The organism is Geomicrobium sp. JCM 19039 (assembly GCF_000698145.1).
GTDB lineage: Bacteria > Bacillota > Bacilli > Bacillales > Marinococcaceae > Geomicrobium_A.
The window spans coordinates 29,924-54,516 of the sequence record NZ_BAXB01000020.1 but is presented as its reverse complement, the minus strand read 5'-3'; the positions used below and the strand labels follow the sequence as shown (position 1 = coordinate 54,516).

Sequence of the window (24,593 nt, the reverse complement as noted above, 5' to 3'; positions counted from 1 at the left end):
TCCGAGTACTCTCGGCAAAGAGAGTTACTCACAGCAAGGATTTTGAAAACGACAAAGACGCCACCGTACACTAACGAAAGGTGGGTGGCGTCCGTCTCGTTCATGAGTCCTCTATTGTCGAATCCACTTCCACATCTCGGCTGGGGTTGCATTTTTACCGTGCATCAGCATGCCTGTTTTATAAATTTTCCCAGCAATCTTCATCATTAATGCTACAAAAATGACGAGCACAACAAGAGACAAGATCACTTCAAGGAGTGGGAATTCATCTAACATCACGACACGAACAATCATCACCATTGAACTTGTAAACGGGAAGTAACTTGCTACCGTTGCGATGACGCCTGACGGATCAGCAATAAAAGCGCCGATAAACGGGAAAGGCAAAAACGGAAGCATCATAAAAATCCCTGTAAAGTTTCCTGCAGTCGTCGCATCTTCGATCGTAGCGCCAAGCGCAACGTACATGGATGCAAAAAACAAGTAACCAAGTACGCCATATAATAAGAATAAAAGAGTAAGTGGGGAAACAATGTTTTCAAGAACTGGGAGGTCTCCGTAAAACTGTGCGATCGGAATTCCGATGACCAACCATAAAGCCACTTGCAACATGCCGAGCACAAAGTACCCAAAAATCTTCCCTTTCATCATGTCATTCGGAGTCACTGACGAAAGCAAAGTCTCAGCCATCTTGTCTTTTTTCTCTTGCATCGAACTGTTTAATGTCATCATACCGGTAATGATAATACTAAGAAGAACGACGCCACCAAAAATGGCAGGGATAAATTCAGCTAACGGATCTTCATCATTGCCTGATTGAAGCGTTGACACCGTAACGTGAGAAGCAATCAATACCTCGCCTACAGCTTCAGGCTCAATCCCAAACTCACCGAGCAGCATTGATTGTTGAACAAGCTCTAGATCCGCTTGCAATTCAAAAGGAGACGCTGTGTGGCCTTCGGACACTCCGGCTTCAATTTGATCACTACCTAAGACTAGATAAGCAATCGACTGTTCTTCACCTTGCTCATGTAATTCTGCCTCGGTCATTTCTGTTTCTATCGGCTCATACGGCAACCCAAGAGCTCAATCGTAGACGCAAAGTCTCATATGCCTCGGCTCATCCATCACGTATAAATCTGTCATTGTCACGCTCATCTAATTCAGGGCCCACTTCAGTTGCCGTATCGTCCCCACCGATCGCACCAAAAATAAAGAACATGACTAGAAAAATAGCTGGAGTCATTAATGAAGAGATAATAAATGTCTTATTTTTAAGGTTTCTTCGAATTTCCCAACGTGCCACTTTCGTCCACTTTCCCATCGTTATCCCTCCTCTTTCGCTATCGATACAAAGATGTCATGTAATGATTTTCGATCGATATGCATTTCATCCCACTCGAGTGAATCTGGTAAATCGCGAACAAAGCGAAGTGGGTGAACATCTTGATGAAAATGAATCGTAACCGTTTGCCCTTCTCGCTCCATTCGCTCCACCCGACTGTCTTCCTCAAAGTTCACGTCTTCATTTATACCAACAAGCACACACTTATAGTTTGCGAATTGCTCTTTTATGTTTGCAACCGTATTGTAAGCCACTTTCTGTCCGTGATGAATGAGAAGAATTTCATCACACAACTGTTCGACGATATTCATCTGGTGTGATGACAAAAGAATTGCCGTTCCGTTCGCTGCAAGCTCTCGAATCTCCGCTTTAAATGTGTCTTGACTGACCGGGTCCAAGCCTGAAAAAGGCTCATCAAGGACGAGGAATTTCGGCTCGTGGATGATGCTTCCGATAAATTGGACTTTTTGCGCCATCCCTTTTGATAACTCTTCAATCTTCGTTTTCTCATACCCTTTTAGGCCGAGCTTCTCTAATAGCATACTTGCCCGGTCTCTCGCTTTATTCAGATCATAGTTTTTCAAGTCTGCTAAATAAAGAATCACATCAATGATCTTCTCGTTTTTATACAATCCTCTTTCTTCAGGCAAAAAGCCGATGAGTTCACGTGGTAGATTATGATCCTTACCGATCAAATAGCCGACTTCTCCTTCATCTTGGCGGATGATGCCCATTAAAATTCGGATGAGTGTCGACTTGCCCGCTCCATTTGGGCCGAGAATGCCGGTAATCTTTCCTTCTTGGACGGCAAAGGAGATGTTTTGAACTGCATGTTTATCGCGAAACCATTTGTTTACCTCTTTTAGCTCCAATACTGTTTTATTCGTCATCGTTTTGCTCTCCTTTTCGCAAGATGTGTGGGATCGATTCGTGCAAACGTAAACTTGAACGCTTCACTACCGTTCCGCCATTTTCACGCACCCATTCCTCTGTTTCTAAAGCATTTCTCGTTAAGATTTTCGGCATCGGGTCAACGCTCACTTCTTCTACCCTGGCGCTCGGTCCATTCCCGGGCAACGCTTCTTGAAGCCAAACGTATTTCCAACGCTCTTGTAACCAATCTTTCTCAACAGGTTCAGATAATTTGCCCGCATGCATAAAACAAACGTAATCAGCCAGCCGCTGCACTTCATCGGCGACGTGTGTGGCAAAAATAATCGTTGCGTTTGGGTTCGCCTCTAACTCTTCGAGCAACAGTCGCTCTACGAGTGATTGCCCTTCCATATCTAGACCAGCAAACGGTTCATCCAGTAGTTTAACATTCGTTTTTCTTGAGAGTTGGGTTGCAATCACCGCTTTTTGTTTCATACCGACCGACAATTTTTGTATCGGCTTTTTCATTGGAAGTTTGAATTGCCTCGCAATCGCTTGAAATCGGTCGTCTTGCCACGAAAAATCATGTTCCTTGTGTAACTTTTGCAAATCAGTTAATCGGAACGCTTCAACTTCTGGGTACGTTTGCGGAACATAAGACAACTGTGCTTTCCCTGCAATTGAATGAACAGAATGCCCATCCACTCTCACTGATCCAAAACCAGGATAATCCCCGCTAATCGCCTGAAATAGTGTTGTTTTCCCTGCACCGTTGTTGGCAACAATTGCCGTAATCGTCCCCGGTGAAATGTGTAAATCAATCGGCCCTAGAACAGCTTCTTTCCCCATTTTCCGCGTCACATCTTGCACCTTAAGCATCGGTCGTCTCCTCTCTTAATACACGCTCAAATAACGTCTTAATCTCTTCTTCGGTGTAGTCATGTTGATTTGCGGTACGAATCGCTCTTTGCAATGCTTCGGTGACGGTTTTTTCCTTCATTAAATCTCGCTCATTCACATCGACTTCTTGCACGAACGTCCCCTTCCCTCTTTGTGTTTTGATGTAATGATGTTGTTCAAGGTTTTGATACGCTCTTCGCGTTGTAATTACACTACAACCTAGATCAGCCGCCAGTGCACGAATGGAAGGTAATGCTGTGCCTGCAGGAATTGATCCAGATACAATTAATGCTTTGATCTGTTCTTCAATCTGATAATAGATGGGTTCTTGACTTTGTTCATTCACCTCAACCGGTAATTTCATGGGCACCCACCTTCCTCTGAATCTGCTGCTTTCCAAATCGATAGACACCGAACACGACAGTCATTCCTAGAAGCACTGAGATAAGTGGGACAATGACCGGCATTTTGCGATGGCTTGAATGGTCCAAATGTAAAAAGTATTTCCACCTTGGAGAAAGGAAGCAGCACCAACGATCACATAAATAACTGCAAAAAGTGGAGCTATGATTCCTTTTGCTACGAATTCATTTGGGCTGATCTGCCTGCAAGTACAAGTGCCGTCGCAAAAAGCTTATGCTAAGCCAGAATACGAGTAGGGACAAGATGTTCACGGTCGCATCACCTAGTAAAACGAAAAGAATAATACTAAAAAATGCGGCGATAAACACGAACCCTGCCGACAACATCATTCGTACAATCAATAGCGCAGACTCTGGAATGGGTAGCCTTCGCACATAGGGAAAAGGATTGCCGTGAAACAGTTGCTTGGACAGGTGGCCAAAATGGCCAAACCATATAAACAGTGCGTAGAATAACGCAATTTCAAACATATAATTAATGATCGTAACGTTTTGATTGTCTATGCCCATGAACTGCGCTGCCGTTAAGCCGTATGAAAGAAAACAAATGAGCATCATCATCCATTCACTCTTGGAGTAATGACTGAACCGCCAACTGAGCAATTGCACTACGTTACTCATTGTGTTTCCCTCCTCTTCAGCTTCCTTGTCCCGTGTATGAGTGACCAACAAATGGCCGTCCCTGAGATGAATAATGCAATGCCGACTGCGACCATTGGATAATGACTTGAGACGTTCACTGTCATCGAAAAAATACTCACGGTAGAGCCGGTCGTGACGAAGAGCAAAAGTTGAACGAGTGCGTAGAAAACGAGAAAGCTGAAATTCCACCACATTCCTTCTCGGAATAATTCTGGCCTCTCCCGATGGGAATAGCCGATTTCTCCATTGGCATTCATGATGGAAATATGGCTAAAACTTATCCATAGCAAAATCCACGCAACGTACGAAAAGCTACCGAACTCATACGGTGCATCTCGTGAAATAATGAGAGCGGCTGTAAGCATACCTCCAACGAGGACAGTACTAATGATAAGCTTCATCAGTGCACGACTTACGAATAACTCACTTTCTGAGATCGGAAAGCGTCTCATGTATGTGTAAAATGGTGAACTCATCCGATCTCCTAGATCTGTAAAAAAGAACCCCTTCCCTGCCAATGAAAAGGTACTCGACCATAAACAAACACTTAACACGATTAAGAAATCAAGGGGCAACACGTGACCAAACTCATGAAACATCCCTGCTAAGAAAAAACTGAGTCCAGTGAAGACGAACAGAAACCACAATGTATGGGTTACGCTTGTTTTTTGAAGCTCAAAACGCATTAAAGCAAGCACATTCTTCAAATGAACACCTCCATTAACTGTTATACTGTGTATGTATATATATACAGTATAACATCACACAAGAAATGTACAGTGATTTTTGAATGTTTATGTAAAATTATTCAGAACACACAAACATAACAGCCCTCCCATCTATGTCGTCTAAACGTTGTGGACACGAAAAAACCAGGCCGGTGTTCGACCTGGTGTTTAATAAGAAACTCGATACCGCTTCCTTCGTACACGAGCTTCTTTCGGCAATGTCTGTACTCGAAATGCTCCGCTTTCAATGGGGAGTGCACCGATAACGATTCACAAATCCATGTCGATAATATCAATGCGTTGCCGATTGGTAATGCCAAAATAGCCCGTCTCGTAAATGGATTGAGCGCAACACTTACTGAATTCGCACCCGGGTCTTCTAAATCAATCGTACCGAGAACGGTATTCGTCGTATCAATTACGGTCACGGTGTTGAAAGAAGCCCAAATGCCCCATATATTCATTTATGTGACACTTGGGAAAGAAAAATCATCATTTTAAACGTGGATGCGCACATAAACGGAGTCAACGGTCACAAATCGCGATATATGTGACTGTTGAGGGCCGAAATTGCACGGTTTAAAGGCTGGATTGTCACATAAGTGCCAGGAGATCAAACGCTTGCGTCAGTTGGTGACCATCGGTCACGTCTTTTTACCATTCAGCAAACGTCTTCCTTGTTTCCCAAAACCCTTGCAGTAACGAACAACGATCGACATTGAAGTGAGATGAACTTCAACAGACGATAGGCAGGCGCTTGCCTGTAAAGACCGATCTCCGTCATCGGATTCAGTGGAATTCTTTAGTTCAAATTATATAGAAGGACATACCCATATCTACTCCTCTACCTTTTGTGGTTCTGATTCCTTTTTGTACACATGAAGTGCAGATGAATCATATTCTGCTGCATTTAATAAGAATGTTTTCATCAATGCTAATTGAATGCGTACCATCGCAACGATATAAACGATACCAATAATTGGATACACCCATAGCATTTGTGGCATTGCGTAAATGAGGAGTGTCGTTCCGATACTTACGACAAACATTAGAGCAATCACTCGAAAATATGGAGTCGATCCGTCTCTTCGAATGCGAAAACTTTCTTTGAAGCTCTCAAGCAATGTGGAATTTGTTAAAACGATGGTGAATTCCAAATATAAAAAGAGAATGCGCAAAACCAATATAGCGGCAACAAAAATGACTCCAATGACGATAACGGCTTCAACATTCATGATGCCGAACCCTATCGCAAATAACCCTAAAATGAGCCCGACACCAAAAACGACAGCACCAAGTAAAAGGTTGAATAATAACAATTTCCAGAATACCCGCTTTGCTCCTTGGAAAAATGCCGACCAATGAACCGCTTTTTCATCTAGCCATGAATATGCCAACAGATGTATAAATCCACCCATCATAAGCACCTGAATTGGAAAAATCAAAATCGTAATACCGAGCGCGATACTTTGTCCTGCAAGCGACGCATATTCCACCTCAAACAATTCCACAAAAGAGACAAAACCGATTGATAATTGCGGTAAAAGCGCGAATAAAAGTTCCATACTTACGAGCGTAGCTCCGCCAGCTAAAAAAGAGACGAGGAACAATACTTCAATTGATAGGACCGGGGTGAGCAAATGAACCGGTCGAAACAATGGTTTATTAAGCAATTGCATATGTCTTTACCTCCTTACGATTACATAACCTAAAATGTGTTCGTTAAAACGAGAAAAACGCGAGGAAATACCCCTCGCGTTTTTCATCAAATTCATTCCATTAGAAGAACATCATTCCGGCAATCGCACCATTCATAAGGTTACCTAGAATCGCGGCTAGCAATGCACGCGGGCCGTATCTAGCAATATCTGCACGACGACTCGGTACGAGAGCTCCCATACCTCCGATGAGAATCGCAATCGTTCCGATGTTTGCGAACCCGCAAAGGGCAAACGTAGCAATCGCAATCATACGTGGGTCCGTTAATGTTCCTGCAGCAATTGCATCATTTAGTGAGGCAAATGCGATAAATTCGTTCATGATCGTTTTCTCACCAATCATTTGACCAATGAGTGGTGCGTATTCCCAAGGGATCCCGATGAGAAACGCAAACGGAGCGAACACATAACCCATGATGAGCTCAAGCGTGAGCTGGTCGTTAAATAGACCAAGACCAATGTTAACGAGTCCAACGAGTGATACGAAAGCAAGTACCATCGCACCGACGTTCAGTGCAAGTTTTAGACCATCCGTCGTACCTTTTGCCGCAGCGTCTACAACGTTGGCAACGTCTGTATCCTTATCAAGCTTAATGTTTTCAGACGTCTCCGTTTTCTCGGTTTCAGGAATGACGATTTTCGCCATAACAAGCCCAGCTGGAGCAGCCATAAAACTAGCTACGATAAGAAAACCTGGGTCCGTCCCCATTTGAATAAGACCGGCAAGAACCGAACCTGCTACTGTACCTAAACCAACAGTCATGACGGTAAACAACTCAGAGCGGGTCATGTTTGCTAAGTAAGGCTTGATGGATAATGGAGATTCGGTAACACCAACAAAGATGTTCGCCGTTGCCGCAATTGATTCTGCACGGCTCGTCCCTAACAATTTTGAGATGGCAAATCCGAGCGTATTCACAATAAATGGCATGACGCCAATGTACCAAAGAATACCCATAAGGGCGGCAAAGAAAATGATGACTGAAAGAACGTCAATAAAGAAAACATGGCCACCAACTTCAGCCAAATCGCCAAAGAGGAAACCGATCCCTTCATTTGCGGCCCCTAACATTTCAACGACAGCGCCGCTAACTTGCTGCAACACCCACTGTCCGCCGTCCCAGCCAAGGAAAATGGCCCCAATCAGAATTTGAATCGCAAGAGCACCAAAGACGGTACGTTTATTAATTGATTTGCGATCCAGAGATAATAAGTATGCAAGACCCATTAAAACAACAATTGCCCCTATTCCCCAGAGGATATATAGGATACTGTCCATTGTAGGACCCCCCAATGTACGTAATATAATTTAAATCATGAAACGGTTTTCAAACCATAATTAGACTATCATCGATGGGTATATCCTGCAATGATTTTTCTACAAATGGCAAAAGAAATGTGTCAGATTATCTTTTCTCTACTCGTTTCTTGTCGGCATTTATCGAGATGTGCGATCGTTTGCGAGTGCAACAATATCATGTTCCGTTTGTGTTTCAGCGTACACTCCTGGTACTTCTGTTGATTTTCCATTTTCATCAATAGCGACCATCGTAACAAAAGAGGTGGTCGTCGTTTTCACTTCGTGGGTGATCGGATTTTCTACACTCACGTGCACATAAATGAGCATGGATGAACGCCCTGTAGACGCTACCCACGCTTGCACGATAACAATTTCACCTTTTCGAACAGATGCGTGAAAATCGACACTATCGACAGATGCTGTAACGACCACTTCTCCAGAATGCCTCATCGCTGCAATCGCTGCTGCTTCATCAATGTATGCGAGAATATTGCCCCCGAAAATGGTGTTTAAATGATTCGTATCTTGTGGACTAACAAGATGCGTTTGCAACGTATGTGATTTCCCTATCGCCCTTTGTTGTTCGCGTTTGCTCATGATGTGTTTCCACCTATCTTTTTTCTTTCTAGTATACCGTGTCCCCGCTTCATTGTTCTAGTAGAGATTTATGGCTTAATGATTGGACGGGCCTACACACCATTTTGGCAAACAATAAGCTGCCTTCAAAGTGTGCACACTTTGAAGCAGCTTATGAATGAACGGTTTATTTTGTTTCTTGCCCAACATACGGCGTAATATCGACATTGAGGTTGTCCGCGAGCGTCCTTCCTAGTTGTTCATCGGCTCTGTACATGTTACAGATGAGCTTTAAAACAACTTGCTCATTATGAACACCGGACCACTCTTCAGTTAACGTTCGAATAATTTGTTGTTGTTTTTCTCGGTCAAATCCACGGTATAACTCTCCAGGTTGTCTAAAATCATCGGCTTTGTCGGTACGGTTTCGGCCAGCAACGTCGCCACGTAACGGCTGATCGAACTCCAGCTCTTCTGAACTCTCTTCAAGTGCATGTTCACCTGGCTCATAGTTCGTTGAATCCGTTGGCTGGAAGTTAGGGTTCGCCATCACCCCGTCTTGCGTATTGTTGTTCGTCTGTGCAAACGGGCAATTAATCGGTAACTGCAAGTAGTTTGCGCCAATTCGGTACCGCTGTGTATCCGAATAAGAGAAAATCCTTCCTTGCAACATCTTATCTTCAGAAGCTTGAATACCAGGTACAAGAACCCCAGGATTAAATCCAACTTGTTCAGTTTCTGAGAAAATGTTGTTAGGATTTTTATTCAGAATCATCGTGCCAACGAGCTCGTATGGAAACTGTTCTTCTGGCCAATCTTTCGTTGCATCTAATGGATCGAAATTATAGTTGTCTAGGTCCGCAGGATCTAAACGTTGGATATACAAATCCCACTCCGGGTAGTCACCGTTTTTAATGCTTTCGTACAAATCTCTCGTCGCATGGTTAAAGTCTTCCCCTTGAATCTCTTTTACTTCCTCAGGAGAAAGCCCTTCAATGCCTGCACGAGGTACCCACCGATATTTTACATACGTCGTATTGCCATGCGCGTTAATCCATTTAAACGCATGCACACTCGACCCACGTAAATGTCGGTAAGAACGAGGAATCCCTTCATCATTAAAAAGGTGTAATTGCATATTCACCGATTCTGGTGAGTTTGCCATAAAGTCCCAATACCGGTTTGGATCTTGCAAGTTCGTCGTCGGATCAGGTTTTAGTGAATGGATTACATCCGGAAACTTAATCGCATCACGAATAAAAAATACCGGCAAATTGTTGCCGACAAAATCGTAGTTTCCTTCTTCAGTATAGAACTTCACCGAAAATCCGCGCGGGTCACGTAATGTTTCTGGGGAGTGAAGTCCGTGAATCACCGTTGAAAATCTAGCAAAAACAGGTGTTTCTTGACCAGCTTCTTGTAAAAAATGAGCCCTCGTATAACGTTTCTGGCTCTCTTTGGTAATAAATACACCGTGAGCACCTGCGCCTCTTGCGTGCACAACTCGCTCGGGCACTCGCTCCCGATCAAAGTGGGCAAGCTTTTCGACAAGATGATAATCTTCTAATAATGTTGGTCCTCTACGACCTGCCGTTCGTGAATTCTGGTTGTCTTGAATCGGGACACCTTGGTTCGTTGTTAGTCGATTTGACATAAGTAGTCTCCTCCGCATTTGATCGAATTTACCTCGGGCTGGCGGTTGATTTTTTAAGAAATGTCACACCTTCACTGTATAAGCTTTGCGTGATAGTGTTATGATGGTGACAAACTACTACTTCTTTATCCGATTTTAGGAGAGGTGAAACGTATTGGCTAAAAATAAAAAAAGAAAGAATACGAAAACCAATAAAGCACCAATGAAATTTCTTGTTATCGTTACGGCATTGCTCGTTGTCGTGATGGCCGCTTTATTATTTGTTGTGAACAGTGACGGCGGTAGCAATTCATCCAGCACTCATGAAGACCGTCCACCGATCAATGACCTAGCGACATATGGCAATGACGATCCAGCCGTGTCCATCGTCGAATTTGGGGATTATAAATGCCCGGCATGTGGCACGTGGGACCGCGAAGTGTTCGACCAACTTGAAAGTGACTACTTAGATCACGAAGACATCTCGTTCTCTTTTGTGAACTTTATCGGTTTCCAAAACGAGTCACTGATTGCGTCTTTAGCTAGCCAAAAAATCTATCACGAAGCTTCAGAAGATCAATTCTGGGATTTCCACCATGCACTCATGCAAGCAGCAGGTGTACAAGGCTCCCAAGTCGACATCGATTTTGTCGTGGATATTGCATCAGAACACGCGCCTGATGTGGATGAGGATGAGCTTCGAACATCAGTTGCTGAGCAAGAATATATGGATGAATTATATGCTGAACATGAACTGATTGAAGAATTTGGTGTTGAGAGAACGCCGACCATTTTCGTCAATGATGTCGAACTGAGTGATCCGTTTGATTACAATGAAATGGAACGGATCATTGAGGAACAACTTGAGGAAAACTCATGACTCGCCAAAGCATCATGTTGTATGTAGCATGGCTTGTGGCCATCGTTGCAACGATGGGCAGTCTATTCTACAGCGAAGGTCTAGGTTATATCCCGTGTGATATGTGCTGGTATCAACGAATTGCCATGTACCCTCTCGCACTCATCTTAGGGATTGCAGCGTTTCGCTCTGATGCACGGATTCGATTGTACGCCTTACCAATCTCGATTCTCGGTGCGATCATTGCAGCGTTTCATTACGCTGAACAAAAAATCCCAGGTTTTGGCGGTGTAACTCCGTGCCAGTCTGGAGTTCCTTGTAGTTCAGAGTATATGAACCTCCTCGGGTTTATTACAATTCCATTTCAAGCACTCGTTGCCTTCACGATTATTTCCGTTTTGCTGTTTTTAGCAAAACCAAAGAAGTCTTAATTACCAAAGAAAGTGAGGGACACACATGGCTCGTTTCCCATCTATTTATGCAGCAGGTTTTTTGTTTTCAGTGCTTCTTGTCGGCTGCGCTGACATCGATGAAGAGCCTGTCCCTGAAGAAAGTAACGACCCCCTAGAACAAGAGGAACAAGAGGAACAAGAAGAAGAACAAACAGCTAAAGCAACAACCAATCCATGGGCCATTGAAGAAGAACACTTCAATGTGATTGAGGAAGTTGACGGAAGAGCAGTTATTCAAAACCCTGATAACCCTTCTGTCCTCGTCAACCACGACTACGCACTACCAGAAGATTATACTCCGGATGACTTGGTCGTTCCAGACGTCCTTTTTTCTTTCGATGAAGATGTCGAAAAACGTTATTTAAGGGCACCTGCTGCCGATGCTTTGGAAGATTTGTTTGCAGCAGCTGAGGAAGATGGCCATCATTTGTTTGCTGTTTCAGGATATCGCTCTTTTGATCGCCAAGACGCTATTTTTACAAATGCAGCAACTGAGCGTGGAGAGGATGCTGCGAGCGAAACCATTGCTTATCCAGGGAATAGCGAACACCAAACAGGATTAGCGATGGATGTATCAAGTGAAAGCAACTCCTTTTTACTGAGCGAAGAATTTGGGTCTACACCGGAAGGCGAATGGGTGGAAGAAAATGCCCACCATTATGGATTTGTCATTCGGTATCCCGATCACAAAGTAGACATTACAGAAATCAGTTACGAACCGTGGCATTTACGTTACGTCGGAACCGACATCGCAGAAATTCTCGTCGAGCATGATCTTGTGCTGGAAGAATTCTTCGAAAAAGCTGTTCCAATGTAAGAAAAAACGGAGTACAGATCATCTTTGATCTGTACTCCGTTTTTTGTATGAAGCGTTTTGGAGAGACTGCCCGCAATCCTCTTCAAAGCGTGAGCCATTCCAACTGATGGGAACGAAAGGCGCGGTGACTCTTGCGGAAGCAGTGCCGGGACGAGGTCTCCCAGATCATAAAATCTATATAGGGTGAACGAAAGAAATTCATGGGATGCTAGGATGTAGAGATTCCATCGTAGTTTCATACGAATGGATCGTAATGATAAAAGTGAAATCACTCTAAGCGTGTTTATACTGTGTGGGGCAAGTTATGGTTCACATTGTGCGGGCTAGTTTTCACTTTCTGTGTTCAAGTTAGCCCTTTTTGGTAATTTTAGCGCTCATTTCGTAAGACTTGCACGCAGATTGGATTAAACCGAACACCTTACGACCGATTGGCCCCAGTGGGGCCGATCCAAAATCGGTCTCAATTCGGCGCGACTCGCGCCGACAGAATTTTTGATTTCCTAAATCACGGTTCGGGGCAGGGAGTGCGAATCAACCTCATGGCGTTGTGAGGACGAATGTGAACTCGCTTTGGAACTAAATTGCCGTTCATTTTCTTTAAAGTGCTGAATCTGATTCCATTAACGGATGTTTGGAAGTGGATGTCCATTGATTGGAAGCAAAACGACATAAACCGATTACCTATGAGTGAATCTGATTCCAATCGGTAAACTTTGGAATTCGTTCTGCCGTTCTACGTGGATTCGGGCAACTAGTGGGTTGGGGATGCACCAAATCCCATCATAAAAACATTGATAGGAAAAATCTTACCATAGCCAGGATCCACTCCGAAGTTTCCTACGTAAAAGCGCCAATTCACTAAAACGCGTAGCACTTTCTACACCATCCGACCTATTTTGGTTATTCAATTTTTAAACTCTCATCGCCCTCGTCGGTAGACCGAGGAGACTCATCCGGTTCTCCGCGGCCTAGAAAACACAGTGAGCGTCTTTTGGCCACCGATGTTGCCTTATGCTCTGGAGTACATAGAAAAAGGGGCTGTCCAATAAGATCTAATCTAAGACCTTATTGGACAGCCCCTTTCTTTCATTCAAAAATCCAATCAAACACGGCCCATCCTACACCACCGATGATTGCGACGATTAAAGAGCCAAGTAAGTTTTCAGCTGTTATTTTTTTATGTTTAGACAAATCAATTAACGTCCACCCAATAAAGATGGCAATTCCAAAAAATATAGCTCCCATGTTGCCTCCCAACTACAACTATTACACTAGCTTCTCTTCAACTTCTCTTACTAACAACACTCCTTCACGCACATATTTTTGGTCTACATAAGCATCTTTCTCTTCTGGTGAAGAGAATTGGTTGAAGACAGCACTGTAAGCTGTAATCCCATCATGCTCGATACCAGACTCGTAACGATGTGCGAGAAGGAATGGCGTACCGATGACGACTTCAGCGTGTCCGCTTCCAATTTCACCTACAACCGTCGAAAAAGGAATCCTTAAAAATGTGTACCCTTGACCATCGTCGTCCATTTGGTAATCCATGTAGCCATGGTCATACTCCCAATTTCCACCCATTGAAAACCCGAGGGGCTCGATTTTCTTTTCAAGCTCACTTAACGATAGTTCGACACCGGAAATGCGCGATTGCAATTCGAGCACGATATTCGCCTCCTTTAGGCTTTACCGTGCCTCATTCACACCAATTCATGCAACGTTCCCCTCGGAAGTTATTGGCAGATTACGTGAGTAGTCGTTCCTGCAACTGTTTTCTCCGTTCTTCAAATCCTTCTTTTCCTAGAAGAGCAAACATGTTCTGTTTATAGCTTTCAACCCCCGGTTGATCGAAAGGGTTTACACCAAGCAAAGTCCCGCTGATCGCACACGCTTTCTCAAAGAAATAAATGAGCGCACCGATGTGTACTTCATCAAGTTGGTCCACTTCAATTTGCACATTTGGAACGCCACCATCGACATGTGCGAGTAACGTTCCAACCATCGCCTGATCGTTCACTTCGTTTAGCGATTTTCCAACAAGATAATCCAACCCATCTTCATTGCTGTCTGAGTACGGAATCGTCACATCCTTCGTTGCTTCTTTTACTCCAATAACGGTTTGAAACAGATGACGTCGGCCTTCTTGAACGTATTGCCCTAATGAATGCAAATCTGTCGTATAGTGAACAGAAGCTGGAAACAAACCTTTATGGTCTTTTCCTTCGCTTTCACCAAACAACTGCTTCCACCATTCAGAAACTTGTTTGAGTTTCGGGTGATAGCTTGCGAGCAATTCAATTTGCTTTCCTTTGGCATACATTAACGTTCGAAATGCCGCATATTGATAGCTTTCATTTTCAAGAAGGTTGGATGATCATACTGCTGCTTTGCAGCGTGCGCACCATCGAGAAGCGCATCGACGGAAAAGCCTGCAGCCGCAATTGGCAAAAGTCCTACTGGGGTCAATACAGAGAATCGTCCTCCTACATCATCAGGTACGATGAAGCACGTATACCCATTTGCATCGGCAACCGCTTTTAGTGCACCTTTGTTTGCATCGGTCGTCGCAATGATGCGACTTGCTGCCCCGTCCTGTCCGTAGCGTTCTTCCATCCAATGCTTGACGAGTCGAAAAGCAATCGCAGGCTCTGTTGTCGTTCCTGATTTCGAAATCACATTCACGTACACACTCTTATCATGTAGCGCATCGAACATTTCTTCGATGTACTCACCGTTTAGGTGATGACCGGCAAAAATCACTTCTGGCGCGTCAGATTTTTTCATGAAGGAGTGTGACAAAGCCTGAATTACCGCTTTTGAACCTAAATATGAACCACCGATGCCGATGACGATAAGCACGTCAGCGTGTTCTTTAATCTCGGAAGCTTTCTGTTTAACGCGAGACAATTCATCTTTATCTGCTGTCGGTAAGTTCAGCCACCCTAAATAATCTGCACCCGGTCCTTTCCCAGTATGTAGTTGGTCATGTGCAGTTTTGACCGCAAGCTCCATCTGATCAAACTCATGTGTTTCAAAAAATTCTTTTGCATAGTTTGTCGTAAACGTAATCATGTCTTCCCTCCAAAAAATATTACTGGAAACCCTTCCTTTGATTCTTTGTCATAGTCCTCCGTTAATTGTATCAAGCTATGCGTATGAGGAACATACCAAGATCACAAAGGAGGTGAGTTTTTCATGAGTGGTTTGCAACGAGTCGCTCTCATTGTCACGATTATTGGTGCAATCAACTGGGGTCTTATTGGTTTTTTTAGCTTTGATTTGGTTGCTGCAATTTTTGGCGGTCAAGCAGCAGCATTTTCTCGTGTCATTTATGCCGTTGTTGGTCTCGCAGGTTTGTATAGTCTATCCATTTTGTTTACACCAAATGAAGAGTTAGAAGAAAGTCCGGAGCCCGAACGGCAATAAAAGAAAAACCCGGACAAAGCCAATGAGGCTACGTCCGGGTTCATTTTATTCGTGTTGGCAATTATTTACGTGCTCTCTTGTTGAGGTCCGCATGAATTTCATTTGACTGCTTTAACCAGTCCTTCAACTTGTCCTCAAGCGTATTAAACCCTTGATTCTTGTTGTTGTTGCTACTGAAATTCTTCGGCCCACGGTTGCCCCCACCGCCACCGCGTGGTCCGCGATCGCTTTTTTGCTCAGACCCTTCAGGGGCAGGTTGTGTCGCACGAATCGATAAAGAAATCTTGCCGGAGTCGCTGTCAACAGACTTGACTTTGACTTTCACTTCTTCACCAACGGAAAGAACTTCATTAATATCTTTCACATATCCGTGAGCAACCTCCGAGATATGAACCAACCCTTGGTTCTTCTCATCTAATGCAACAAATGCACCGAACGGTTTAAGACCGGTAATCTTACCTTCAACAATGCTGCCAACTTCGTATTGTGTTACAGACATTCAAACATCCCCTAATCATTTATTAACTCATAAATCATACCATATGTTTTGCAAACAGGCAAAACAAAGTTCGCGGTAAATGTTGTGAATTCAGAACCGAACCATGAAAGTACCATTGACATTAAAGAAACGTCTGCTTACTGTTAAACATAACACTTTACTACATATAAGAAAGCAGTTGAGAAAACGATGCAAAAAGAAAACTGGGGAACGCGTTTAGGATTTATTCTTGCAGCTGCAGGTTCTGCCATCGGGCTAGGAACCGTCTGGCGCTTACCATACGTTGCTGGGGAGCAAGGCGGAGGATTGTTTTTCTTTATTTTCATCGCCCTCCTACTCACCGTCGGCACAAGCCTTTTGCTCGCTGAATTTGTACTTGGGCGCAGCACGAAAGAAGGAGCCATTGAAGCGTACCGAAAAGTCGCACCAAAAGGACAGTGGCATTGGATCGGAATCATCGGCATGATTGCCGCGTTTTTACTCCTATCTTTTTACAGCGTTGTTGGTGGCTGGATTACAACGTACTTTGTCCGGAGTTTCACCGGCAATGTAACAAGCCCACCCGACGGGGATCATGGCGCATTATTTGAATCCATTACCTCCAATCCTTGGGAGGTTGGTCTAGCCCACCTCGCCTTTATGATTATGACGATTCTTGTCGTACAAATGGGCATTAAGAAGGGCATCGAAAAAGCAAGTTTGTACATGATGCCTGCATTATTTATTATCTTCTTGATCTTAATGGTTCGCTCGCTCACACTCGATGGTGCTTGGGAAGGAGTCGTTTACTTTTTACAACCCGACTTTAGCGCAGTTTCTAGTGAAACCTTTCTCTTTGCACTCGGTCAAGCGTTCTTCTCTCTGAGCCTAGGTGTGAGTGTAATGGTGACGTATAGTTCTTATTTAGACAATAAAGCCAGCTTGCCTGGTTCCGCCTGGTCGGTTGTGCTTTTAAGTGTTCTTATTGCCTTTATGGCAGGTCTTGCAATTTTTCCAGCGATTTACGCTTTCGGTCTACAGCCTGATGAAGGTCCAAGCCTCATCTTTGTTGTCATCCCTGCTGTTTTTCAACAGCTTGCCTTTGGCGAGGCGTTCTTTATGATCTTTATGCTACTCATGTTGTTTGCAACGCTCACTTCTGCCTTCTCCCTCATTGAGATCATCGTAACGCCATTCGTACGCGGGAAAGAGCATCTAAGAAAACGTGTCACTTGGGCAGTTGGGCTCTTAATCTTTGCGATGGGAATCCCATCAAACTTATCGTTCGGCCTGCTTGCAGACTTCCACATTTTCGGGCTCACCTTTTTTGACGCTGTGGATTTCTTGGTAAGTAATATCTTGTTACCACTTGGTGCTCTACTCATTTCTCTGTTTGTCGCCTATAAAATGAAGCCAAGCATCATGCAAGAAGAACTTCTACGCGGGAGCCGGTTTGGGAAAGGATTCTATTTCATTTGGCTCATTATGATTCGCGTCGTCGTCCCTCTCTCCATTATTGTAGTGTTTGTTTCACAACTCATTCAATAACAAAAACCGCCCAAAAGGGCGGTTTTTGTTTTGTCCGATTTATGCGGTAGGCGTTGAGGGGGAGGGGTAGCCAAGTTCAGGGTGCCATTTTGCGCGCTAGTTTTCCTAGTTTAACGATTTTGGCGCTCATTCCGCTAAACTTGCGCACAGTTTGTTCCAACTGGAGCGCAGATTCAATGCCCATAAGCGAGCAACCTGTCGGCCCTAGCAGGGCCGATGCTAATTCGGACTCGGTTCGGCGCAGCTCGCGCCGATAGCATCTGGGTACTTCTTGTCGTGGATGTACACGTAACCCGGTAATTTGTGACCTAATTTATGAGAATAGACCGCTTTTCCTGAGATTTCTCCCAACTCGAGCATAGTCTCCACTTTACGAAACCTACCACCAGTCTTGAAGAAATTCTTTAATTCAACTTATCTAGATCGCGAGAACCCAATATATTCTTAGCACAGGCTACGTGTAGACGCTATGCGCCTTCGGACAAGTCTGGACTACCCGATCCTTCAAACGTGTATGGCGTATGCTCAGCTAACAGTTTGTTGGTACTCTATCAGCACTCAAACCTTAGCTCGTCCTCACACTTAGAACCGCCATGTATGCGATTCGTTGAATTAATCAACGAACTATTCTTGTTTGTGTCGCTGAACGAAGCGGGCCATTCTCTCCATCGCTGTCTGCAGGGCATCCATTGATGTCGCATAAGAGCAACGCACATGACCTTCTCCACCTTCACCGAACACAGAGCCTGGAACGACGGCTACTTTTTCTTCTCTCAATAATCGCTCTGCAAATTCGTGATCATCCATGCCTGTAATGTCTACTGATGGAAACGCGTAAAATGATCCGCCCGGCATCTCGCAAGATAGCCCCAACTCATTTAATGAGTTAACGATATAATTTCTTCGACCATGGTAGCTTTTCACCATCGTTTGTACGTCATTTTGTCCGTTACGCAAAGCTTCTAATGCACCGTGCTGCGCTTGTGTCGGTGCACACATGAGTGTATATTGATGAATTTTTAACATTGCAGCTGAAATGTCAGCAGGAGCGCAAACAAAGCCTAGTCGCCATCCTGTCATCGCAAAAGCTTTTGAAAAACCAGAGATGAGAATCGTCCGATCTTTCATTTTTCAAGCGCTGAAAAGCAGTATGATCTTGATCATAGCTCAACTCGGCATAGATTTCGTCCGAGAAGACGAGTAGATCATGTCTTTTTATGATGGAAGCAATGTTCTCCAGCTCTTTACGACTCATCACCGCTCCTGTCGGGTTGTTAGGAAACGACAGAATAACGGCTTTCGTCTTTTCCGTTATCGCAGCTTCTAGCCGCTCTGGTGTCAGTTTAAAATCGGTCGATTTATCCGTTAAGACCGGAACTGCTGTTGCTCCCGCAAGCTCTATGAGTGGACTATAGGAAACAAAGGACGGTGTAACGACAAGCACTTCATCACCGGGGTCGATCGTCGCTCGGATGGCAAGATCAATTCCCTCACTCGCGCCGACAGTGACAATGATTTCTGAATGTGGTTGATAGGTTACTGAAAAGGATTGTTGCAAATACCCAGCGATTGCTGACCTTAGTTCAATGAGACCCGCATTGGCCGTATATGATGTATACCCTTGTTCTAAAGACGTCATACAGGCTTCACGAACATTCCACGGAGTAACAAAGTCCGGCTCACCTACACCTAATGAAATGCAATCGTCCATCGTTGAAGCAAGCTCGAAGAAACGGCGAATGCCTGAAGGCTCAATCCGAGTGACGGCTTTTGATAATCTGCCGGTTTGTTGTTGAACTTCCTGCACATCTTTCATGGTGAGACCACCATTCTATGGTCTTTTTCATCTTCACTAAAAACGACGCCGTCATGCTTATATTTTTTCAATCGAAAATGTGTTGTCGTTGATAACACTGCTTCAAGTGTTGATAACTTATCGGATACGAATCGAGCAATTTCTTCCATCGTTTGTCCTTCAACCATCACAGATAAATCGTAGGTTCCAGACATTAAGTATAGTGCACTCACTTCAGGAAAACGTTGGATGCGAGCAGCAACCTCATCGAAACCTACCCCACGCTGCGGAGCGACTTTCACATCAATCATTGCGGCCACATGGGCATCTTTTTCAATGCGGTTCCAATTCACAACCGTCCATAACTAAGAATGATCTTGTCTTCCTCAAGACGCTTAATGGTCTTTTTGACGATTTCTTCGTCTTCATTTAACATCTTCGCCAGTACAGATGTATCAATTCTGCCATTCTGCTCTAAAATACGTAATAATGCGGCTTCTTGCTCTTTACTCATCGTTCACTCCCCTTGTATCGTTAAGCTATCTTTAATTGTCATATTATCTTATCACAGTTCGTAAATGTCGTGTTTGGAGGGAATTATGAAACCACGTTTGGCACTGCTTATCATTGATATGATGAATGACTTTCAATTTGATGAAGCGGATGAACTTGCCTCTTCTTCGGTTACGATCGCCAAAAAATAGCTACTTTAAAAAAAGCAGCTAAAGAGCAAGCCATTCCTGTAATTTACGTGAATGATAATTACGGTAGGTGGCAAAGTGATTTCAATGAAGTAATCCAACACTGCAAAGATTCCAGTTCATCCGCGGCACAGATTATACAGTGGCTGCAGCCAGAAACGAGCGATTACTTTGTTTTAAAACCGCAATTCTCTGGCTTTTTTTATACGCCACTTGACCTATTGCTACGGGAACTCGATGTCCGTTCTTTACTCATCACAGGTATTGCGGGAAACATGTGTGTACAGTTCACTGCGAGTGACGCATACATGAGGGGCTATGCACTTCACATTCCAGAAGACACGACCGCTTCGTCCACAGCCGACCAACATAAGCGCTCGATTGCCATGTTTACGGATGTGCTAGGGGCAGATACAACCGCTAGTGATCAAATAAATTTCATACGTCTGCTCAAACGAGCAGACGAACACTATGCGAAAATGAATTAAAATAGCCCCGAAATGACACCGTCATCACTTAGATCAATCTGCTCGGCTGCCGGTTGTTTTGGTAAACCAGGCATTGTCATAACCGCCCCAGTAACGACGACAATAAATCCTGCACCTGCACTCAACTTCACATCTCGCACACTAATAGCAAACTGTTCCGGAGCTCCCGTTAGTGTGCGGTCATCACTAAATGAATATTGGGTTTTAGCAATGCAGACAGGTAGTTCACCAAAACCTGCGCTTTCAAATTGCTCAATCTTTTTCAAGACTTGTGTTGACCATTTTACGTCTTTCCCCCGATAAACATTCTCAACTATGGCCTGCACTTTCTCGGTCATCCGGTCTTCATTTTTGTATGTGTACGTCAGTTTCGACGTTTCTGTTTCCACAAGATTAATGACGGCTTGTGCCAGTGGTTCTACACCTTTTCCTCCTTCTGCCCAACCATTTGATATTTCGACTGCGTACCGTGATGCTGACAAAGACTGCTAACCTTCTCAAGCTCTTCATCCGTGTCGGTTGGAAAACGGTTGATGGAGACAACCGTAGGAATGCCATACACGTGCGTCATATTATCCAAATGGCGGAGAAGGTTTGGCATGCCCTGTTCAAGAGCAGAGACATCTTCTCGGTCTAAGTCAACCTTTTCTACTCCACCGTGCATCTTCAGGGCTCTGACTGTAGCGACAACCACTGCCGCTGCAGGTGTAATGCCAGACGTCCGGCATTTAATATTCACAAATTTCTCTGCGCCAAGATCGGCACCAAACCCTGCTTCTGTCACCGCATAATCCCCTAGCTGCATCGCTGTTTTTGTAGCGATCACAGAGTTGCACCCGTGTGCGATATTCGCAAACGGTCCTCCGTGTATAATGGCTGGGTTATTCTCAAGCGTTTGGACGAGGTTCGGTTTAAAGGCATCTTTCAAAATCGCAGCCATTGCTCCTGCAGCACGTAGATCACCCGCAGTCACCGGTTTACGATCATAAGAGAAACCAATGACAATACGTTCTAACCTCGTTTTTAAATCATTTCGATCTGACGCTAAACAGAGAATCGCCATAATTTCTGACGCTACCGTAATTTCAAAACCGTCTTCTCTAGGGACACCATTCGTTCTGCCTTGCAACCCACTGACAACATGGCGTAGTTGCCGATCGTTCATATCTACACATCGTTTCCATGAAATTGATTGAGGTTGTATGTCCAATTCATTTCCTTGGTAAATGTGATTGTCAATCATAGCAGCGAGTAAATTGTTAGCTGCACCAATCGCATGTAAATCACCTGTAAAATGGAGATTGATATCTTCCATAGGAACCACTTGACTGTGCCCTCCGCCAGCTGCTCCGCCTTTCATTCCAAAAACAGGACCAAACGATGGTTCTCTTAGCGTAATGACTGTTTTTTGCCTAGACGATTCAGCGCATCACCTAGCCCAACTGTTGTCGTTGTTTTTCCTTCCCCTGCAGGTGTTGGCGTGAGCGCGCTGACAAGAATCAGCTTGCCCGCTTTGCCTTTATGTACAAGACGATCATTAATTTTTGCTTTATGTTTTCCATATAACTCAATGTCTTCTTCTTGAAGCTGCAATTTTGCAGCAATGTTTAAAATGTTTTCCATCTTAGCATTGTAAGCGATTTCAATGTCTGGATTTCCCATAGTATCATCCTTTCTTATTGGTGTACCCTTTTTAGTATAACGAAGCTGTCCTCGTTCTGAAAGGTGATTTTTCATATCACAGTTACCGTCTGAAAGCATAAAGCAACTGCACATGGCGGGCACACCCAAAAGAAAAGACATGAAGCGAACACTTCATGTCTGCGAACTAAAATACCGTTTCTAATGTTTGACGATCTTGTTGTAACCAGTAATTCATCCACTTTTTCGCTTCGTCCAAGTCATGTAGCTTTGCTTGACCGCACTCCAACTCTGTTGCAGCTGGAACGTAATCATATTCTAGACCCTTATGAATCGTCTTCTCCAAAATGTCAATGATTTCTGGCACCGTCGCTTTGCCGTCAACGATGAGATAAAAACCTGTCTGACAACCCATTGGTGACAAGTCAATGATCTCGATATGATCGTATGACTCTGCGAATTCGCGAATGTGAATGGCTAATAAATGTTCCAACGTGTGAATTTCTGGTGGATTGAGGTTGGTGATATTCGGTTGAGCGAATCGAATATCAAATTTGTGAACAACGCCATCGGTACCGACGTGCTGTACGCCTGCCTGACGGACATACGGTGCTTTCACTTTTGTATGATCAAGCTCAAAGCTTTCAACTCGTGAACTCATGATGATCATCCCTTCATAAAGTAATACGTACTATTCATTCTACGTAACTGTGCGGTCTTGCGCAATCATAAAACATCACCATAAAACAGAAGGAAGTTCTTCTTCAACTGCTAATTCTACACCGATGGCTCCGAGCACACTACCGAGTGCCTGTGTCCAAGCACCAAACGTATCCAAGCGTGCCCCATCCCCACCTGCCAACTCTTTCTTTGAAGAGATAATTTGAATCACATTCCCCGTAATTTCAATTAATAAGCCGTAAAACACAAGAATATCCGGTTTGGTTTTCTCTAAAGGCACAAGGTCAGTCAGTATCAGGCTACCACCTAATGCTTGAAGACCATTACCTTGAATGTTGAAGACAAGGTTATCTTCTTCAGACACGTCACGTAACAATCCTTGAAGAATTGTCAAGTTCCCAATTGTTAAAAGTGTCGATCCTACTTTTTCGACCGGTTCATCTTCACTTATTAGTTCCACAGCGAGCGCATCTCCACCCGCCTGCAATGATACGCCTACCACTTCAAGTTGTTCGCGCCGCTCATCCGTCAAATCAAATCTTTCCGTACTTGCCACAGCTTCTATAATTGTTCCAACTGCCACCGTCCACGCAGCAAAAACTTCAGACCTGCTAGACATCGCGAACCCCTTTTGAACCGTTTTGCCAATAGCCTATGCGCGGGACGGGATTTCCGGTAACCATTATTTCTTAAAATACTGCTGATCTTGAATGATATTCTTGGCTAGAACGACATCGTCAGTAATGAGGCCATCCACATCAAAGTCTAGCATATGTCGAATCGTCTTCTTTTGATTCACCGTCCAAATGTATAATGCACGTCGAGGTGATGAAGTTTTTTAACGTAGCGATAGTGACTACATACTACATCTACATCCACTGTTTGAAGTTTCTTTATTTGCCTTCGATCTCGAAGCCAGTGCCGCTTGCTCCCAACAATTAGACCGGTAGTCACCCGAGCACTAGCAAGCCTCACCTTTTTCAAAACAGACAACTTGAACGAGGATATTAGCGTGTTTTCCATCACGCCATGTGTAGCGAGCACATTGATCACCTCATGTTCCATTTTTGTTTCTTTTAATTCAAGGTTCAATCGAATTCGACCTTTACAGAGCACAACGGTGTCTTCTAACGTCGGAACGTCAAACCCACCTTCCTTTGCCAATTTACGCAATGCTGAATACGTAAGGTGACGGATTTTCTTACCTTTAAAAACCCGGTCATGAAAACATACCAAATGCCCGTCCGCAGTCATCTGTATATCGGTTTCGATATAATCCGCACCAACGACGATCGCTCGTTCGAATGCAAGAAGCGTATTTTCTTTGATTGTACCTTCACTGGAACCGCGATGAGCAATCACAATGGGACATTTTCCTTTCACCGATCGTGTCTCCCCTTCCATCCTTCTATAGCATACGTGTGAATTTCTTTATCGAGAAGAGCAATTCACAGTTTATACAAAAAAAGCTGTTGAATTTCAAGTAAAATCGTTGAGCAACATCTTTGACGCGTCCAAAAAATAACGGTAATATTTAGATATACGAAATAAAGTGCAATCCCTCTGT

The 24,593-nt window shown here is 44.0% G+C and carries 24 protein-coding genes and 4 pseudogenes; 6 read left to right on the top strand and 22 right to left on the bottom strand.

Annotation, left to right across the window (positions count from 1 at the left end; genetic code table 11):
- Window positions 1-111 precede the first annotated feature (111 nt).
- The 11 genes from JCM19039_RS16465 to JCM19039_RS16410 form a co-directional block, all read right to left on the bottom strand.
- Window positions 112-1,077 (bottom strand): ABC transporter permease, encoded by a 966-nt coding sequence (locus tag JCM19039_RS16465; protein ID WP_052398887.1) that lies wholly within the window; start codon window positions 1,075-1,077, stop codon window positions 112-114.
- A gap of 43 nt (window positions 1,078-1,120) precedes the next feature.
- Window positions 1,121-1,324 carry a hypothetical protein gene (locus tag JCM19039_RS16460; RefSeq protein ID WP_042429250.1) on the bottom strand — a complete coding sequence of 68 codons (204 nt, stop codon included), beginning with the start codon at window positions 1,322-1,324 and terminating at the stop codon, window positions 1,121-1,123.
- 2 nt (window positions 1,325-1,326) lie between these two features.
- Window positions 1,327-2,235 carry an ABC transporter ATP-binding protein gene (locus tag JCM19039_RS16455; RefSeq protein ID WP_042429247.1) on the bottom strand — a complete coding sequence of 303 codons (909 nt, stop codon included), beginning with the start codon at window positions 2,233-2,235 and terminating at the stop codon, window positions 1,327-1,329.
- Window positions 2,225-3,097, bottom strand: coding sequence for an ABC transporter ATP-binding protein (locus JCM19039_RS16450; RefSeq protein WP_042429245.1), 873 nt, complete (start codon window positions 3,095-3,097; stop codon window positions 2,225-2,227). Before JCM19039_RS16450 ends, JCM19039_RS16455 begins: the two co-directional genes overlap by 11 nt.
- Window positions 3,090-3,482, bottom strand: coding sequence for a GntR family transcriptional regulator (locus tag JCM19039_RS16445; protein WP_042429243.1), 393 nt, complete (start codon window positions 3,480-3,482; stop codon window positions 3,090-3,092). The genes JCM19039_RS16450 and JCM19039_RS16445 overlap by 8 nt, the downstream gene beginning before the upstream one ends.
- 223 nt (window positions 3,483-3,705) lie before the next feature.
- Window positions 3,706-4,161 (bottom strand): hypothetical protein, encoded by a 456-nt coding sequence (locus JCM19039_RS16440; RefSeq protein WP_042429239.1) that lies wholly within the window; start codon window positions 4,159-4,161, stop codon window positions 3,706-3,708.
- Window positions 4,158-4,889 carry a hypothetical protein gene (locus JCM19039_RS16435; protein WP_042429236.1) on the bottom strand — a complete coding sequence of 244 codons (732 nt, stop codon included), beginning with the start codon at window positions 4,887-4,889 and terminating at the stop codon, window positions 4,158-4,160. The genes JCM19039_RS16440 and JCM19039_RS16435 overlap by 4 nt, the downstream gene beginning before the upstream one ends.
- Before the next feature lie 857 nt (window positions 4,890-5,746).
- Window positions 5,747-6,589 (bottom strand): hypothetical protein, encoded by an 843-nt coding sequence (locus JCM19039_RS16425; protein WP_042429230.1) that lies wholly within the window; start codon window positions 6,587-6,589, stop codon window positions 5,747-5,749.
- A gap of 100 nt (window positions 6,590-6,689) precedes the next feature.
- Entirely contained in the window at window positions 6,690-7,907 is a 1,218-nt protein-coding gene (locus JCM19039_RS16420) for a NupC/NupG family nucleoside CNT transporter (RefSeq protein ID WP_042429227.1), read from the bottom strand.
- Window positions 7,908-8,066: 159 nt separating this feature from the next.
- Window positions 8,067-8,525, bottom strand: a complete 459-nt coding sequence (locus tag JCM19039_RS16415; RefSeq protein WP_042429224.1) for an acyl-CoA thioesterase — start codon at window positions 8,523-8,525, stop codon at window positions 8,067-8,069.
- 166 nt (window positions 8,526-8,691) lie between these two features.
- Window positions 8,692-10,158 carry a catalase gene (locus tag JCM19039_RS16410; RefSeq protein WP_042429223.1) on the bottom strand — a complete coding sequence of 489 codons (1,467 nt, stop codon included), beginning with the start codon at window positions 10,156-10,158 and terminating at the stop codon, window positions 8,692-8,694.
- Window positions 10,159-10,312: 154 nt separating this feature from the next.
- Between JCM19039_RS16410 and JCM19039_RS16405 the strand changes: the two genes are divergently transcribed.
- Genes JCM19039_RS16405 through JCM19039_RS16395 form a run of 3 tightly spaced genes read left to right on the top strand, consistent with a single transcriptional unit; the run spans window position 10,313 to window position 12,265 of the window.
- Window positions 10,313-11,017, top strand: a complete 705-nt coding sequence (locus JCM19039_RS16405; RefSeq protein ID WP_042429220.1) for a thioredoxin domain-containing protein — start codon at window positions 10,313-10,315, stop codon at window positions 11,015-11,017.
- Entirely contained in the window at window positions 11,014-11,427 is a 414-nt protein-coding gene (locus JCM19039_RS16400; RefSeq protein ID WP_042429218.1) for a disulfide oxidoreductase, read from the top strand. Before JCM19039_RS16405 ends, JCM19039_RS16400 begins: the two co-directional genes overlap by 4 nt.
- Before the next feature lie 25 nt (window positions 11,428-11,452).
- Complete coding sequence (locus JCM19039_RS16395; protein WP_042429216.1) at window positions 11,453-12,265, top strand: M15 family metallopeptidase; 813 nt, start codon at window positions 11,453-11,455, stop codon at window positions 12,263-12,265.
- Between the two features lie 1,086 nt (window positions 12,266-13,351).
- Here the strand turns inward: JCM19039_RS16395 and JCM19039_RS24540 are convergent.
- The 3 genes and pseudogenes from JCM19039_RS24540 to JCM19039_RS16385 all read right to left on the bottom strand — a co-directional run bounded on the left by JCM19039_RS24540 (window position 13,352) and on the right by JCM19039_RS16385 (window position 15,340).
- Window positions 13,352-13,510: a hypothetical protein gene (locus JCM19039_RS24540; RefSeq protein ID WP_193744270.1), complete on the bottom strand. Its 159-nt coding sequence runs from the start codon at window positions 13,508-13,510 to the stop codon at window positions 13,352-13,354.
- A gap of 21 nt (window positions 13,511-13,531) precedes the next feature.
- Window positions 13,532-13,933, bottom strand: coding sequence for a YugN family protein (locus tag JCM19039_RS16390; protein ID WP_042429213.1), 402 nt, complete (start codon window positions 13,931-13,933; stop codon window positions 13,532-13,534).
- A 79-nt stretch (window positions 13,934-14,012) separates the two neighbouring features.
- Window positions 14,013-15,340 (bottom strand): annotated as a pseudogene (locus tag JCM19039_RS16385) (glucose-6-phosphate isomerase).
- Window positions 15,341-15,463: 123 nt separating this feature from the next.
- Here JCM19039_RS16385 and JCM19039_RS16380 point away from each other — a divergent pair.
- A complete protein-coding gene (locus JCM19039_RS16380; protein WP_042429210.1) occupies window positions 15,464-15,694 on the top strand; it encodes a DUF378 domain-containing protein in 231 nt (76 codons plus the stop codon).
- Between the two features lie 61 nt (window positions 15,695-15,755).
- Here the strand turns inward: JCM19039_RS16380 and yugI are convergent, their stop codons facing one another.
- Entirely contained in the window at window positions 15,756-16,193 is a 438-nt protein-coding gene (gene yugI, locus JCM19039_RS16375) for a S1 domain-containing post-transcriptional regulator GSP13 (protein WP_042429206.1), read from the bottom strand.
- Window positions 16,194-16,382: 189 nt separating this feature from the next.
- Between yugI and JCM19039_RS16370 the strand changes: the two genes are divergently transcribed.
- A complete protein-coding gene (locus tag JCM19039_RS16370) occupies window positions 16,383-17,720 on the top strand; it encodes a sodium-dependent transporter (protein ID WP_042429203.1) in 1,338 nt (445 codons plus the stop codon).
- A 624-nt stretch (window positions 17,721-18,344) separates the two neighbouring features.
- Here the strand turns inward: JCM19039_RS16370 and JCM19039_RS16365 are convergent.
- Both JCM19039_RS16365 and JCM19039_RS16360 read right to left on the bottom strand, forming a co-directional pair.
- Window positions 18,345-19,536: pseudogene (locus tag JCM19039_RS16365) on the bottom strand (aminotransferase).
- Window positions 19,533-20,029: pseudogene (locus JCM19039_RS16360) on the bottom strand (Lrp/AsnC family transcriptional regulator). The pseudogenes JCM19039_RS16365 and JCM19039_RS16360 overlap by 4 nt, the downstream one beginning before the upstream one ends.
- A gap of 237 nt (window positions 20,030-20,266) precedes the next feature.
- On the opposite strand from JCM19039_RS16360, the gene JCM19039_RS16355 reads away from it, so the two are divergent.
- Window positions 20,267-20,704 (top strand): cysteine hydrolase family protein, encoded by a 438-nt coding sequence (locus JCM19039_RS16355; RefSeq protein ID WP_238545109.1) that lies wholly within the window; start codon window positions 20,267-20,269, stop codon window positions 20,702-20,704.
- Here JCM19039_RS16355 and JCM19039_RS16350 read toward each other — a convergent pair.
- The 5 genes and pseudogenes from JCM19039_RS16350 to JCM19039_RS16335 form a co-directional block, all read right to left on the bottom strand.
- Window positions 20,701-22,366: pseudogene (locus tag JCM19039_RS16350) on the bottom strand (formate--tetrahydrofolate ligase). The gene JCM19039_RS16355 and the pseudogene JCM19039_RS16350 overlap by 4 nt on opposite strands.
- Before the next feature lie 166 nt (window positions 22,367-22,532).
- Window positions 22,533-23,006: an S-ribosylhomocysteine lyase gene (locus tag JCM19039_RS16345; protein ID WP_042429200.1), complete on the bottom strand. Its 474-nt coding sequence runs from the start codon at window positions 23,004-23,006 to the stop codon at window positions 22,533-22,535.
- Window positions 23,007-23,081: 75 nt separating this feature from the next.
- Complete coding sequence (locus tag JCM19039_RS22475; RefSeq protein ID WP_052398886.1) at window positions 23,082-23,645, bottom strand: hypothetical protein; 564 nt, start codon at window positions 23,643-23,645, stop codon at window positions 23,082-23,084.
- A gap of 63 nt (window positions 23,646-23,708) precedes the next feature.
- Window positions 23,709-23,825, bottom strand: coding sequence for a hypothetical protein (locus JCM19039_RS25885; RefSeq protein WP_238545108.1), 117 nt, complete (start codon window positions 23,823-23,825; stop codon window positions 23,709-23,711).
- On the bottom strand, window positions 23,822-24,409 hold the full coding sequence (locus tag JCM19039_RS16335; protein ID WP_193744269.1) for a glycerophosphodiester phosphodiesterase: 588 nt from the start codon (window positions 24,407-24,409) through the stop codon (window positions 23,822-23,824). Before JCM19039_RS16335 ends, JCM19039_RS25885 begins: the two co-directional genes overlap by 4 nt.
- Window positions 24,410-24,593 lie beyond the last annotated feature (184 nt).